Annotated in this window: 13 protein-coding genes; 2 read left to right on the top strand and 11 right to left on the bottom strand. The window is 68.1% G+C overall.

Annotation, left to right across the window (positions count from 1 at the left end):
* Window positions 1–2: 2 nt before the first annotated feature.
* Window positions 3–1,160, bottom strand: a complete 1,158-nt coding sequence (locus tag DY023_RS02815) for a glycosyltransferase family 4 protein (RefSeq protein WP_116240835.1) — start codon at window positions 1,158–1,160, stop codon at window positions 3–5.
* 120 nt (window positions 1,161–1,280) lie between these two features.
* On the opposite strand from DY023_RS02815, the gene DY023_RS02820 reads away from it, so the two are divergent.
* Entirely contained in the window at window positions 1,281–1,979 is a 699-nt protein-coding gene (locus DY023_RS02820) for a glycosyltransferase family 2 protein (protein ID WP_116240836.1), read from the top strand.
* A gap of 2 nt (window positions 1,980–1,981) precedes the next feature.
* Window positions 1,982–2,338: a DUF2304 domain-containing protein gene (locus DY023_RS02825; protein WP_116240837.1), complete on the top strand. Its 357-nt coding sequence runs from the start codon at window positions 1,982–1,984 to the stop codon at window positions 2,336–2,338.
* A 12-nt stretch (window positions 2,339–2,350) separates the two neighbouring features.
* Here the strand turns inward: DY023_RS02825 and DY023_RS02830 are convergent, their stop codons facing one another.
* The 10 genes from DY023_RS02830 to DY023_RS02875 all read right to left on the bottom strand — a co-directional run bounded on the left by DY023_RS02830 (window position 2,351) and on the right by DY023_RS02875 (window position 14,252).
* Window positions 2,351–4,282: a DUF6541 family protein gene (locus DY023_RS02830; protein WP_116240838.1), complete on the bottom strand. Its 1,932-nt coding sequence runs from the start codon at window positions 4,280–4,282 to the stop codon at window positions 2,351–2,353.
* Window positions 4,279–5,016, bottom strand: a complete 738-nt coding sequence (locus DY023_RS02835; RefSeq protein WP_116240839.1) for an ABC transporter ATP-binding protein — start codon at window positions 5,014–5,016, stop codon at window positions 4,279–4,281. Before DY023_RS02835 ends, DY023_RS02830 begins: the two co-directional genes overlap by 4 nt.
* On the bottom strand, window positions 5,013–5,918 hold the full coding sequence (locus DY023_RS02840) for an ABC transporter permease (protein ID WP_116240958.1): 906 nt from the start codon (window positions 5,916–5,918) through the stop codon (window positions 5,013–5,015). The genes DY023_RS02835 and DY023_RS02840 overlap by 4 nt, the downstream gene beginning before the upstream one ends.
* A gap of 83 nt (window positions 5,919–6,001) precedes the next feature.
* Window positions 6,002–8,407: an FG-GAP repeat domain-containing protein gene (locus tag DY023_RS02845; protein ID WP_116240840.1), complete on the bottom strand. Its 2,406-nt coding sequence runs from the start codon at window positions 8,405–8,407 to the stop codon at window positions 6,002–6,004.
* Window positions 8,408–8,486: 79 nt separating this feature from the next.
* Entirely contained in the window at window positions 8,487–9,560 is a 1,074-nt protein-coding gene (locus DY023_RS02850; RefSeq protein ID WP_116240841.1) for a glycosyltransferase, read from the bottom strand.
* Between the two features lie 71 nt (window positions 9,561–9,631).
* Window positions 9,632–11,089, bottom strand: coding sequence for an LCP family protein (locus DY023_RS02855; protein ID WP_181905699.1), 1,458 nt, complete (start codon window positions 11,087–11,089; stop codon window positions 9,632–9,634).
* Window positions 11,086–11,553: a 5-(carboxyamino)imidazole ribonucleotide mutase gene (gene purE / locus DY023_RS02860; protein ID WP_116240842.1), complete on the bottom strand. Its 468-nt coding sequence runs from the start codon at window positions 11,551–11,553 to the stop codon at window positions 11,086–11,088. The genes DY023_RS02855 and purE overlap by 4 nt, the downstream gene beginning before the upstream one ends.
* A 134-nt stretch (window positions 11,554–11,687) precedes the next feature.
* Window positions 11,688–12,803 (bottom strand): 5-(carboxyamino)imidazole ribonucleotide synthase, encoded by a 1,116-nt coding sequence (locus DY023_RS02865; RefSeq protein WP_116240843.1) that lies wholly within the window; start codon window positions 12,801–12,803, stop codon window positions 11,688–11,690.
* Window positions 12,804–12,878: 75 nt separating this feature from the next.
* Window positions 12,879–13,451: a PH domain-containing protein gene (locus DY023_RS02870; RefSeq protein ID WP_116240844.1), complete on the bottom strand. Its 573-nt coding sequence runs from the start codon at window positions 13,449–13,451 to the stop codon at window positions 12,879–12,881.
* A 51-nt stretch (window positions 13,452–13,502) separates the two neighbouring features.
* Complete coding sequence (locus DY023_RS02875) at window positions 13,503–14,252, bottom strand: biotin--[acetyl-CoA-carboxylase] ligase (RefSeq protein WP_116240845.1); 750 nt, start codon at window positions 14,250–14,252, stop codon at window positions 13,503–13,505.
* Window position 14,253: the final 1 nt, after the last annotated feature.

Raw genomic sequence — 14,253 nt, forward strand, 5'->3', positions numbered from 1 at the left:
TTCTATCTGTGCCGTCGCCCCTGGACTTGCACCCCGGCCGCGACGTCGAAGATGATCGCAGCGCTGCGCGCGGCGACAGCACGTGCGGATACGTTGTCCTCAGCCCATGCGGCGAGGCGCTGCGCGCCGTCCGGTGAGTGCGCTGCAAGCGCGCGCCTGAGTCCGGCCGCAAACGCATCCACTTCATATCTGGTTCCGACTCCGAGGCCGTTGTCCTCGATCATCGAGCGCACAGGCTCAGGCCCGGAATACACCACCGGAGTTCCAACCGCAACGGACGCGTACAGCTTCGTCGGTACAGCGAAGTCGTACCCCTGACCTGGGGCCAGCGTCGCAATGCTCACACGGGCGCCGCGCAACCATCGCGCCGCGTCACGCGGAGGGACCGTGTCGATGAAGCGGATCCGATCCATCAGCCCGTGACGTCGAACCGACTCCTGCATGCCCTGCCAGGATGCCCCCTGACCGATGAATGCCGCCGTCAGGGACGCGTCCTCTCGCATGACCTCGGCCAGTGCACTGACCGCCAACTCCGCCCCGTGCCACTCGCTGGCAGACCCGACGTAGACGATGTCCGCGGGCTCATGGACCGTCCCCCCGTCCACCGAGAACTGTTCCAGATCGACGCCATGCCCGACGATGTGGGTCCGAGACTCGGGTGCTAGCGCGGCGACACGGTTCTGGACGCCCTTGTTCACGGCGAGTACCCCCGCAGCTCCGCGCAATGCGGTGGACTCGAGCCACCTCACGATCCTCACGACGAATGCAGGCGCCGACGTCGCTGCCGATGCATCGGACCAGATATCGGCTGCGTAATAGAGGTACGGTCGTCGGCGCAACGCAGCAGCAAGGCGCATCATGAACCCTGTCGTCGGTGGCGGTTCGCAGACATACACGTCAGCACCGGCCCCGAAGAGGACACGAAAGAAGAGCGGAACATCGAAACTGAGGTACGGAAGGTAACCGCGCACATACCCGGAGCGATCCCGCAGAACCGGCCATCTATGCACTTCAGCACGCTCCGGCTCGATCGCGACGGCCTTCGGCGGGCGAGTGGTCAGCACTCGGACCTCGCCACCGCGCATCACCAGCTCGTCCACCAGCGCACCGAGCCGCAGAGACGCCGCCGCCGCCTCCGGCCGGTAGATGCGAGTGGCCACGACGACACGGAATCCTCTGACGGGTTCGACTCTACGACTCACGCTCTGCTCACACTTTCCTGCGGTCTTCAGCGCGTCCTGCCGCTCGGTGCAGCGGGCGCTCAATGACACAATGGAATCATGTCATCGAGCATCCCCGCGCCGCGCAGCCCTGATCCGGCTGCCTGGGTTGTCATCCCCCTCTACAACGAGGCAGGCGTCATCGCCGATGTCGTGGCAGGATTGCGTCCGCATTTCGCGAACGTCGTTTGTGTGGACGACGGCTCCGTTGACGGTTCTGCAGACCTCGCCGAACGCGCTGGTGCACGTGTCGTGAGGCATCCGGTGAATCTGGGTCAGGGGGCGGCCCTGCAGACGGGGATCGCGTACGCACTGGAGCACACCGGATGCGAATACATCGTGACCTTCGATGCCGACGGGCAGCACCGGGTCGAGGACGCCCTCGGAATGGTCCGGCTCGCCCGAGAAGAGGATCTCGCGATCATCTTCGGTTCGAGATTCCTCGATGACCGGACGAACCCCGGCTGGATCAAGAAGGTCATCCTGAAGACGGCAGTCTGGGTGACGAACCTGACCACCAGCCTCAAACTCACTGACGCGCACAACGGGCTCCGCGTCATCCGTCGGGACGCTGCAGAGCGGATCGACCTCAAGCAGGACCGGATGGCGCATGCGACGGAGATCGTGCTGGAATTGGGTCGGAGCGGCCTGCCCTGGCGTGAGTACCCGGTAGAACTGCTGTACACCGACTATTCAAAGGCCAAGGGACAGAGCGTGCTCAACGCGGTCAACATCCTCGTCGATCTGGTGGTGAGGTGACCATGTGGATTCAGATCCTCCTCATCGCCGCGATCATCCTGCTCGCGGTGTTCATGATGCGTCGCACCGGGGCGGACAGCCACTTGGCCATCCGCCGCCTTCTGATGATGCTGTTCGTGATCATCGCGGTGATCTCGGTGCTCTTCCCGCAGTGGCTGTCGTGGCTGGCGAACCTCGTCGGTGTCGGCCGGGGCACGGACCTCGTGATGTACGGGCTGATCGTGATGTTCCTGGCGTTCGTGTATACGCAGTACCGTCGCAACGCCGCACTGCAGCGACAACTCACGTTGCTGGCCCGGAAGATCGCGCTGCTGGAGGCCGAGCGCGCCGAGGAGCACGAGCCTGATACGAAGCACTGACCCCGCGAGGGATCAGTCCTCGCAGGCAGTGATTCGCCAGAGCGAAACGTCACCGCGCTCGGTGACGAGCTCGAAGCCGGGTTGATCGGCGAAGTCGGTCATGCCCGGCATCAGATAGCGGCCCGGCGCGTCTTCACCAGGCCCGAAGTCGAGGACGTACCGCGGCTGGCCGAAGGACTTCAGCGCGGCGCACACCTCGGGGTCCTCACCGACGTCGCGCAGCCGCTCGGCGATCAGATCCCAGGCGGCGGTGCGCGGGGGCGACCAGGTGTGCGGGTAGACGTCGACACCGCTGAGCATGTATCCGAATCCTGCACCGGTGCTGGGGTTCGCGATCACCCGCTCCCCCGGCTCGACGTACTCGCCGAGCGACTCGAGCAGGGCGCGCTCATCGGTGCTCAGGTAGGTGTCGGCTGCGGTCAGGTAGCGAGACTCGGCATCGAAGGTGCCCTCGAGGAACGCCGGCATCGGCACGGGTCGCAGCATCACGACGAGCAGCACGCCCGCGGTTGCCACGCCCACGGCTGTCCAGCTGCGGATCACCGCCGCTCGAGGCAGTCGCGCGACGATCATGCCCACGACGCGGTCGAGGCCGATCGCGGCGAGGGGGATGACGGCGATGGGGGCGAACGCGGCCAGGCGATACGGATCGGCATACCAGGGAGCGAGGAGCACGTTGCGCACGAGGGGCATGCCCACCGACGCGACCAGCACGTAGAGGACCGTCAGACAGAGCCACGTCGCAGCCAGCCAGCGCAGCTTCGGAGTGAGGATCGCGACCACGAGGCCGACCAGCATCAGGATGCTGATCCCCCACGCGAAAGGGATGCGCAGCTGGCCGTTGAGCACGGCCACCGCCAGCGACTCGAACTTGCCCTGGAACTGTGGCCAGTGCGATCCGCCGGTGCCCTGTGCCAGCGCGTACCACATGAAGCCGAGCAGCAGCCACACTCCGATGATGATCGCGACCCGCGCGGGAAGGACCGCGGCGCGACGCACCCGCAGCATCAGATCGGTGAACCACACCGAGCAGATGAGGCCCCACACCGGCAGCGCCGCCGGCTGCGCCAGGGCGAGCGCGGCCACCGCCACGGCGATGAGGAGCACACCGCGCACCCACGAGGCGACGGGACGGTCGTTGCCGTTCCAGACGTGCAAGGACATGACGACGGCGCACGCCGCGGGCAGCATCGCGACGGACAGTGCGTTCGGGAAGAGCACACCCCACTGGAACATGAGCAGCGGGAACAGCTGGAGTGCCGGCGAAAGCACCGCCGCCAGCGCGGCGATCCGGCGCGATCCGGTGATGCAGCGCGTCAGCCAGGCGAGGCCGAGCGGCCAGATCACCGCCCCGATGACGATGGTGAACGCGTTCGCTGCGAGCGCGATCTGGCCACCGGTGATCGCAACGACCGTCGACACGACGGCGTGCCATGCTGCGGGGTAGAACCCGCTCCCCCCGATCACCGCGCTCACATGCAGCGACGAGGCGTCCGCCGCGTCCAGGATGAAGCGGATCGCGTTCATGTGGAACACCGCATCGTTGGTCTGCGATATACCCGCGGGGTCCTGGACATAGGCGATGAGACGCCACGCCCCGAGGACGATCCCGATGGCGAGCCCCACGGGGAGCAGCCAGCGCCCCTCATCGCCCGCCGGACCCGGCGGTTCCGGGGTGGGATGACCGAGTAAGCGCCCGAGGAGCAGCCCCACCAGGACGAGAACCAGAAGGACCGACCCCAGCGAGAGCGGTGACCACGCGACCCCGACCAGGCCGAGCAGGATCGCGGCGACGGCGATCATCGCCACGGAGAGCAGCGGGGCGAACGCGACGAGTGCGAGTCCGCGCATGCCGACTCCGCGCAGAGCGATCAGGCCGGGGAGGAAGACGAGGATGAGTGTGACGAGCAGTGCCGGGACGACGGCGAGCCAGCCGACGATCACGCGTCCACCAGCTCGATCGCCCCTTCGATACCGCCGTCGTAGACGACCTCGCCCTTCGAGATGACGACCCCACGCGTGCACAGCTGCCGCACCATGTCCATGTCGTGGCTGACCACGACCAGGGTCTTGCCCGCCGCGATGAGCTCTTCGAACTTCAGGCGGCACTTCTCGCGGAACGGTGCGTCACCGACGGAGAGGATCTCGTCGACGAGCAGCACATCGAGCTCGACGTGGATCGCGACGGAGAAGGCGAGCCGCATGAACATACCCGACGAGTAGTGCTTCACCTCCTGGTCGATGAACTGCTCGATCTCGCTGAACGCCACGATCTCGTCGTAGCGCGCCTCGATCTCATGCTTCTTCATGCCGAGGATGGCGGCGTTCAGGAAGACGTTCTCGCGTCCGGAGAGTTCGGGGTGGAACCCCGCACCGACCTCGATCAGGCCGGCCACCCGGCCGCGGGTGAGCACCTGGCCGTCATCCGGCTCCATGACGCCCGACACCAGCTTGAGCAGTGTCGACTTCCCGGAGCCGTTCATGCCGAGGATGGCGACGGACTCCCCCTCGCCGATGACGAGGTCGACGCCTTTGAGCGCTTCGAACGTACTGGTCGTCTTACGGCGGCGGATCCATGCCACCACGGTGTCCTTCAGCGAGAAGGCATGGTTGAGCGTGAACGTCTTGCGGACGCCGTCGATGATGATGCTGGGCTTCGCAGCCGTCTGGATGCTCATAGGTCCTGTGCGAACCTTCCCTCGAGGCGGCGGAAGACGAGCTGACCGAGCAGCAGGATGCCGACCGCGATCAGGAAGGTCCAGAGTGTGTTCCATCCGAGTCCGGGCGGAATGGCAAGGGCGGTCTCGGTCACCGGGCGCCAGAAGGCGTAATGGAACAGCTCGACACCCTGGGTGATCGGGTTGAGCATGTACAGCTCAACGATCCACGACGGCCAGTCGAGGCGATCGACGACCGCGTCCTGCACCATCGTCCACGCGTACAGCACTGGGGAGGCCCACGTCGCCAGCAGCAGCATGAGTTCCACGATGTTCTCCGCGTCGCGGTAGCGGACGTTGATCGCCCCGAAGAACAGTCCGAGTCCGAGCGAGAACGTCATGACGATGAGCATTCCGGCCAGGATCGCCCCGATCGAAAGAAGGGAGATCTGCATGGTCCAGCCCATGAAGAGGCAGACCAGCAGCAGCAGTCCTACCTGAGGAAGGAAATGCACGAAGGCCACGATGATCGCGGACACGGCGAAGAGCTGGCGGGGCAGGAAGACCTTCCGCACGAGCGGGGCATTGCCCACGATGGAGGTCGTCGCGTTCTTGAACCCCTCGGAGAAAAGGTTGATCACGACGATTCCGGAAAAGAGGTAGACCGCGTAATTCGGGATGCCGTGGTTGAGGTTCATGAAGAACCCGAGCACCACCCAGAACACCAGGAACTGCGCGGCCGGCCGGACATAGGACCAGGTCCAGCCCAGCACGGAGTTGCGGTACCTGGTGGTCACGCCGGTACGCACCAGCAGGCGCAGCAGATAGCGCCAGCGCACGACGTCGATCAGTCCGTGGCTCTTGCCCGGTGTGTCGAACTCGCTGCGCGGGACGACAGAGAAAAGCTCTCGGGTGTCAGTCACGGTCCCACTCACTCAACGGCGACGGCCGGTGCCGTCGCAGACGTCCTCCATCCTAAGGCAACAGCCTGCACGAATCCGGGACCTCAGCGGATGGTCGAGAACCCGTTCCACCCCTGGCCGATCTGCCGCGACCCCAGCCATCCTGCCGCGCCGTTCCCGCGATACAGGAGCAGGTCGCCGGTGGACTTCCTGGCCAGCACATCGGCCTTTCCATCCCCGTCGAAGTCGCCCACGCCGGACAGCGCGGTGAAGCCCTGCCATCCCTGGCCGATCTTCACCGCCGTCCGCCAGCCACCGCGACCCGTCGTCGGATACAGCCGGAGCGAGCCGTCGGTTCTGCGTGTGATCAGGTCGCCCGCACCGTCTCCGTCGAAGTCGCCGGCGTAGAAGATCGTGTCGAACCCACCCCAACCACGCCCGACGACACTGACTCCGGCCCAGCCTCCGCTGCCGTTGCCCGCGTAGAGCCGCAGGTCCCCTGCCGACGTGCGGGCGAGCACGTCGGGCTTGCGGTCGCCGTTGAAGTCGATTCCGCCGATCACAGCCGTCATCCCGCTCCAGCCCACGCCGATTCGAACGGAGGGCGCCAGCCCGCCGCCCACCGCACCGGGGTGGAGGATGAACGTGCCATCCGGTGTCACCTGCCCCACGTCACGCCTGCCGTCACCGGTGAAGTCCCCCATCGGAATCAGGTTCGACCCGCGGGCCCACCCCGTCGCCAGGGTGCGGGATCCGCCCCATCCGCCGGATCCGTCACCTCGGTATGCGAGGAGTTCTCCTGTGGGGCGGAGAGCCGTGATGTCGGGCAGACGATCGCCGTCCAAGTCGCCTGTTCCGGGCGCGAAGACGCGAGGACCATCGGCAGTGGGGCCGGCGCCGGACAGTGTCAGCATGCCGCCCCAACCCTCGCCGATCCGAACTCCGCCTTGAAGGGGACCCGATGCCGTTCCCGCGTACACCCACAGCGAACTGTCCGCCTTGCGTGCGATCACGTCTGCCAAGCCGTCCCCGCCGAAGTCGCCCGGCGAGAAGACAGCCGTCATCCCGTCCCAACCTCGACCGATCTGCTTTTTCGGCGTCCAGCCGCCACGACCGTCACCGGGATAGACGAACAGGTCACCCGCAGCAGTCCGCGCGATGAGGTCGGGAACACCATCGCCCGTGACATCCTGCCCGCCGCTCACAAGGTTCATCGTCGCCCAGCCGCTACCGACGCGAACGGCCTTCCGGAAGGATCCGCGGTCGTCTCCGGGCCACAGCCAGAGCGCACCCGCCGCGTCGGTCGTGAACATGTCGGGCACGCCGTCACCATTGAAATCGCCGGCAGGAGTGCGCCGGACCGTGGCAGACCAATCAGCGGACAGCGCGGTCTTCGCGCCGAACGTGATGCCGCCCGCTCCATCGAGCCGCCAGGCCCTGCGGGCGGAGTCCACGGCGATCAGGTCCCGATGTCCATCGCCTGTGAGGTCGCCGACGGAGTGCACCTCCGTCGCGCCCGGCACGGTGCTGAGAACGACGACGGGACCCCAGGCCCCCTTCGAGAACGCGTAGGCCCGCACCGTCCCGTCAGCCAGATTGCCCAGCACGAACGGAGCCTTGTCAGCCTTGCTCAGCGCCGGAACCGGCACGACCGGCGGCGTCGTCGAGGCCGGCGTCTGCGTCGACCCGAACCAGTCCGTGAAGTAGTTGTAGAAGTTCCGGTTGCCGTACGCCGAACACGAGTCACCGGTCCCGTACCCCGCACGCAGCGCTGCCGCGTTCGGCTGGTACGGCGTGTAGTAGTACAGCGCGGACGTCGCCTTGTTGGCGACGTAGACCGGCGACGAGCCGCAGGCAGTGTTCGGGTTGTAGCGGATGTTCCAGGTCTTCCCCGGCGCGTACCAGGTGAAGTAGCGCCCCTCCATATAGATCTGCATCTGCCGCGCGGCACCGTAGATCTGATGGAAGAAGCCCACGAACGTCGGGTCGCACGGCGCCGTGTCCGGGCACGCCTGCCCCAATGCCTTGTCGTAGCGCCACTGGCTGGGCCAGGTGTGGGTGACCAGGCCCTGCTCCTTCTGCAGCATGACGATCAACACCTGGGGGTTGATGTCGCACGACTGCGACACGCGGTAGATGATGCGCGCGGCACTCTCGTTCGCCGCCCCGGTGTAGCCCTTGCAGTACGTGTCCGCCGACCTGCTGACCGATGTGATCCGGAAGTCCTTGAGGCAGGTGTACCCGCTCTGACAGGTCTTGACCTTGGAGTTGAAGAACGACTGGATCTGCGCCTCGGTCATCGTGCTCTCGGCCGTGAAGACGGCGTCGCTGATGATGTTTCCGGCCGAGAATCCGACCAGCGACATCTTCACCGGTCCGTTCACGGGCGTCGCCGATGCCGTCGTCACCGGCACGAGCACACTCAACGACAACGCGGCCGCGGCGACCACCGCGGTGAGGATTCGGCTGATGCGGGGCGATTTCTGCAGACGCCGGGAACGTCGGAACATGTGAACAGTGTGACAGAAGTCACCAGTGTGGTGCGAGTGCCACCTGATTCCGAGGGAGTAGAATCCCCGGAACTCCGGCTCAGAGCTCCGCGTGCAGCGCCCAGACCCGCTCCGCCGAGCTGGCCCAGGAGAACGCCTTCGCCCGGTCGTGCGCCAGGACGCGAAGCTTCTTCTCCTCGCCGCCGGTGGCGGCGACCGCGGCATCCGCAAGATCCGCCGGTGAGACGACCAGTCCGCCGTCCGCGATCACATCCCGATGCACTCCGCTGTCGACGGCGACGACCGGCACGCCGAGCAGCATCGCCTCGACCACGCGCCACGGCCAGGAATCCAGCGCACTGACGGCCAGCACGACCGCAGCAGCGCCGAGCACAGCCGCCCGATCCGAAGCATCCAGCACCCCCCGCACGTGCACCCGGCGCTCCGGCATCCCCGCAGCGGAGGCGATCTCCACGATGGCCGGCTCCGACCCGTCCGCCGCGTCGAGAACGACCACGTCCAGCCCCGCGGCGATCGCCGCCGTGAAGCCGGCCGCCAGCGCATCGACGCCGCCCACGATCACCGCGTAGCGCTCCGGCACCAGCAGCGCGGCACGCCGCGCTGCAGCATCCGCCGGCTCTGCGAAGCCCTCCGGCGCGGCGCCGGCGATCACGCGGATGCGATCGCCGAACGAGCCGAGGTCGGCGAGCCGCCGCGCCATGGCGTGCGAGGGCACCACGACGGCATCCGCGTGCTTGACGGCTCTGCGCAGCATCCCCCGCTGCCATGCGACAGAGGTCTTCGAGTACTGCTCCGGCGCATCCCACGCACCCAGGTCCCACAGCGTGACGATGGTCTGATCGCCGTCGTGCACCCGGTCATGGCGCACCAGCGGTGCCATCAGCGTCGGCGCATGCACCAGGCCTCCGCCGACCCCGGGGGCGAAGCCCAGCGGCCAGGACGCGGCCAGCTCGCGCCGCCCGACGGCCAGCGTGCGCACCTCCTCGATGCCCGCGATCGGCACCTCCGCGCCAGCCGGCGCGATCGCCGCCACCCCGCAGCCCCGCGGCGCGGTCCGCACGAGGCCCGCGGTGAGATCGAGCGACGCCGCTGCCTGATCGGGATCCACGACCGTCACCAGCTGGTCCAGGACCACACGCAGCAGCACACTCATGAGGCAAGGCTAATCGGGCATGCCTGGGAACTCGGTTGGACGGGGTCCAGAAACCCAGCGGGTCCGGAAGCCTAGGGCGTCGGCGTCTCAGTCGGCGGATGGAGCGCCTGCTGCACCATCTCATGGATCTGGTCGAAGTCCGGCTCCCGCTCGCTGACGCCGCCGTCAGGCGTGAGCTCGACCGTGGTCACCTTCTGCTTCTTCGCCTTCATGACCAGGTCGAAGAACTCCGGCAGCTTGTCCTGCGGCAGATCGGTGTGCGCGAGCGCGGCCCCGGCGTCCACGATCGAGCTGAAATTCGTGAGCACGTTCTGCGGGGTGAACTGCGCCAGGATCGCCTCCTGCAGCTGCCGCTGGCGCTTCATCCGGTCGAAGTCGCTCGTGGTGTACCGGGAGCGCGCGTACCACTGCGCGGTGTCACCGTCCATGGCCTGCTCGCCGGCCTCGATCCAGCCGGTGGCCCAGTCCTTGGCGGGCTGGTCGGGATACGCGGGTCCGCCGCCCTCGGGCAGCCGCTTCTCCACGGTGATGCGCACGCCGCCGAGCGCGTCGATGAGGTCGGCGAAGCCGTTCATGTCGACGAAGACGTAGTACGGGATCTCGATGCCGAGCACGCCCTCGGCCGCGTCCTTGGTGGCCTCGATCCCGGGGTCCGAGCCGTGCGCAGCGGCCTCCGGGTACAGGCTCTCGCCCCGATCCTCGCGGCACACCTGCACCGCGTTGGTGAGCTGGTTGATGCCCGACCCCCAGCCGCACTCCGAATCGTCGTGACCTTCGAAGTAGTTGCGGTAGTCGTATCCGACCCGCTCCGGATCACGCATCGGGCTGTCCTCGGCGAACGGCACGTTGGGCATGTCGCGCGGGATGCCGAAGATCGTCACCGCCCCGGTCGCGGCGTTCATCGACACCACCGAGATGCTGTCGTACCGCATCGAGTCGCGACCTGTGCCGCTGTCCGCCCCGAGCAGCAGGATGTTGTAGTAACCGTCGCTCGGCGGCAGACTCGGGCCGCTGTTGCCGAAGATCGTGGTGAACGCCCCTCGGCTCGAGGCCGCAGCGGAGGACGCGAACAGCCCACCCCATGCCACCAGCGAGAGCACCAGCAGGGCCGCGACAGGAGCGGCGAACCGCGTGACCGGCGGGAGCTTGACCACCCGCAGCAGACGGATGGTGTCGATCGTCAGAACGACCCAGAGCACCACGTATCCGATCAGCAGCACCTGGATGATCGTGAGCACGAACCAGTTGCCGCCCAGTACGATCGCCGCGTCGCGCCAGAACAGCCCGAGGCCGACCGTCAGCACGACCAGCAGCCAGCCCGCCAGAGTCGCGCCCAGACCGAACCGGCCGAGGCGGCGGTTCCCCGCGAGGATCTGCGCGGACCCCGGAATCAGCACGTTCATCGCAACGAGCCACCAGGCCCGCCGCCCCATGAACGATGGATCGGCGGACTCGGGGTTGCGCAGCGGCAGCGTCTCGATGAGCGGGCGTCCCACCGCGCTGCGCTGACGGGGCGGGGCCAGGGTCACAGCGAGCCCTTCAGCCGCCGGTTCTTCTCCTCGACCTGCGACTCCAGATCACGGGCGTACTCCTCCACCCGGTCGGCAAGAGCGTCATCCGACGTGCCGAGGATGCGCGCGGCGAGCAGCCCCGCATTCTTCGCGCCGCCGATGGAGACGGTGGCGACGGGGATGCCGGCGGGCATCTGCACGATCGAGAGCAGCGAGTCCATGCCGTCGAGGTACGCGAGCGGCACCGGAACCCCGATCACGGGCACCGCGGTCACCGAGGCGAGCATGCCGGGCAGGTGCGCCGCTCCCCCGGCTCCGGCGATGATCACTCGGATGCCGCGACTGCGGGCATCCCGACCGTACGAGACGAGCTTGTCCGGCGTGCGGTGCGCCGACACGACCTCGACCTCGTGCGGGATGCCGAAGTCGCTCAGCGCCTGGGAGGCGTCGCTCATCACGCGCCAGTCGGAGTCCGATCCCATGACGACGCCGACGACGGGGCGGCTCGAGGAGTGCAGTGGCTCAGTCACCGTTCAAGGCTACGGTTCGCGCCTGGGAGAACGTCGCAACGGCGCGCCTACGCCCTTCGTCTCGCTTCGCTCGCTCAGGAACCGTGTCAGGCGAAGTACGCGGCCGCCGCGCGGGCGTCGTAGACGACGTCGTCCAGGTCGTCGCCTGCGACGTTGACGTGGCCGACCTTGCGCCCAGGACGGGACGCCTTGCCGTAGGTGTGGATCTTCGCGTCCGGATGGGCGGCCATCGCCGCCGGGAAGCGCTCGTCGATCGTGCTGTCAGCCGGTCCGCCGAGGATGTTCACCATCACCGACCACGCGGCGCGCGGGGCGGCGTCGCCCAGCGGCAGGTCGGCGACCGCGCGCAGGTGCTGCTCGAACTGCCCCGTGACCGCGCCGTCCTGGCTCCAGTGCCCGCTGTTGTGCGGGCGCATCGCCAGCTCGTTCACGAGCAGCCGCTCGTCCGTCGTCTCGAACAGTTCGACCGCCAGCATCCCGGTGACGCCGAGCCCGTCGGCGATCTGCCGGCCGATCTCCTCGGCGACCCGTACCAGCCGATCCGACGCCTCGGGCGCCGGGGCGATGACCTCGGCGCACACGCCGTCGCGCTGCACCGTCTCCACCACCGGATAGGCCACGACCTCCCCGCGGGGCCGACGGGCCACCTGCTGCGCGAGCTCGCGGCTGAACGACACCAGCTCCTCGACCAGGAGCGCGTCGAAGTCACCGAACCAGGCCGCGGCGTCTGCGGCATCCGCCACCACCATCACGCCCTTGCCGTCGTAGCCGCCGCGCGGAGTCTTGACGACGGCGCGCCCGCCGTGATCGTCGAGGAACGCCTGCAGCTCGGCGGTGTCGTGCACGGCAGCCCAGTCCGGCTGCGGCACGCCGAGCTCGGCGAGCTTCGTGCGCATCACGAGCTTGTCCTGCGCGTACTGCAGGGCATCGGGTCCGGGGTGCACCTCCACGCCGTCGGCGACGAGCGCGCGCAGCACCTCCTGCGGCACGTGCTCGTGGTCGAAGGTGATCACGTCGACGTCCTTCGCGAATGCACGGACGGTCTCGAGATCGCGATAGTCTCCGACGCGGGTGGCCGCCAGCTGCGCCGACATCCCCTCGCCCTCGGCCAGCACCCGCAGGTCGAGCCCGAGCTCGACCGCCGGGGCGATCATCATCCTGGCGAGCTGTCCTCCGCCGATCACGCCAACGCGCACTGCCATCCGCGACTCCTAACGTCGCGTCCATTCTCCCGTATCCGGGAGCACCCTACGACAGGCCCAGACCCTACGACAGGCTCAGGGAGCCAGTGGCGGCCCCGCGGGTGGCGGGGTCCCGAGACCGGACTGGGCATCGCGATGCGCGAGGATCTGGCTGACCTCGATCTGATCGGCCAGCGTCTCGTGCACGAGGTTCACACTGGGCACGTTCACCAGGCGCAGCGGCGCGTCGACGCCGTTGCTGAGCGTGATCGTGCCCGCACCCCACATCCGCTGCAGCAGCCCGCGGTGCACGGCGATGGTGTAGCCGCGGGCATGCGAGACCTCCCGGCGACGGCGCGATCCGATGCCCTCGCGCACGATCACTCGACGGTTCGTGATCGTGTAGCTGCGCGAGCGCCACGTGAGGTACGGGACGACGACGGCCATCAGGATCAGCACACCTGCAGCGGCCAGCAGCATCCAGTTCTCGAAGCCGTCCGGCAGGTTGTCGTAGAAGTACGCCGTCGCGCCGAAAACTCCGATCAGCACCAGCGCCGACCAGAACAGGCGACGCGCGTGCCCGTGGAACCGCGCGATGAGCAGCTCCTCGACGGGAACCCCGGGCGGCGGCATCATCGGCCGGCCGCCGAGCGTGACGGGCTGGGACATGGCTCCATTGTGCCCAGGGGATGCTGGCATCCCCCTGCGCGCCGCGGCGTGTCAGATCGGACGGACGTGCACCACGTCACCGGCCGAGACAGGATGCTCGGCACCGTCGGCCTCGACCACGAGACGCCCGTCGGCGTCGAGGCGGATCGCGAGGCCGCGCAGCTCGCCTCCGCCGGGAAGCTCGACGCGCACCTGGCGGCCGATCGTCAGGCAGCGTGCGGTGACCGCGTCATGCACGCGAGCGGATGCCGGATCAGCGGCGAGCGCCGTGATCCAGGTGTCCAGCCCCGAGACGTAGTCGGCGACCAGCCGGTCCGCATCTGCGACGGCACCCAGCGCGGCGAACGAGGTCGCCGTCGGGACCGGCAGCTGCGCTGCCGTCATGGCCGTGTTCACCCCCGAACCCACGATCACGGCATCCGGCGTCGCCTCGGCGAGGATGCCGCAGATCTTGCGCTCGTCCACGAGCACGTCGTTCGGCCACTTGACACCCACTTCATGCGCCGGCAGCTGCGCGCCGACGGCATCCGCCATCGCCAGTCCCGCGATCAAGGGGACCCAGCCGCGTGCGGCAGGGTCGGCGGGGAGCTCGCGCAGCAGCACCGAGATCGCGAGTGCGCTGCCGGGCGGCGTGATCCACGTGCGGTCGAGGCGCCCTCTGCCGGCCGTCTGATGGTCGGTCAGCAGCACGGTCAGGTGCGGCGCGCCCTCGGCGGCTGCACGCAGCTCGGCATTCGTGGACGGCGACTGCGGAACGAAGTCGAGCCGGGCCGCGACAGCGGCCGCGCGAGGAAGGTCCATG

It is taken from the genome of Microbacterium bovistercoris (genome assembly GCF_003387575.1).
Taxonomy (GTDB): domain Bacteria; phylum Actinomycetota; class Actinomycetes; order Actinomycetales; family Microbacteriaceae; genus Microbacterium; species Microbacterium bovistercoris.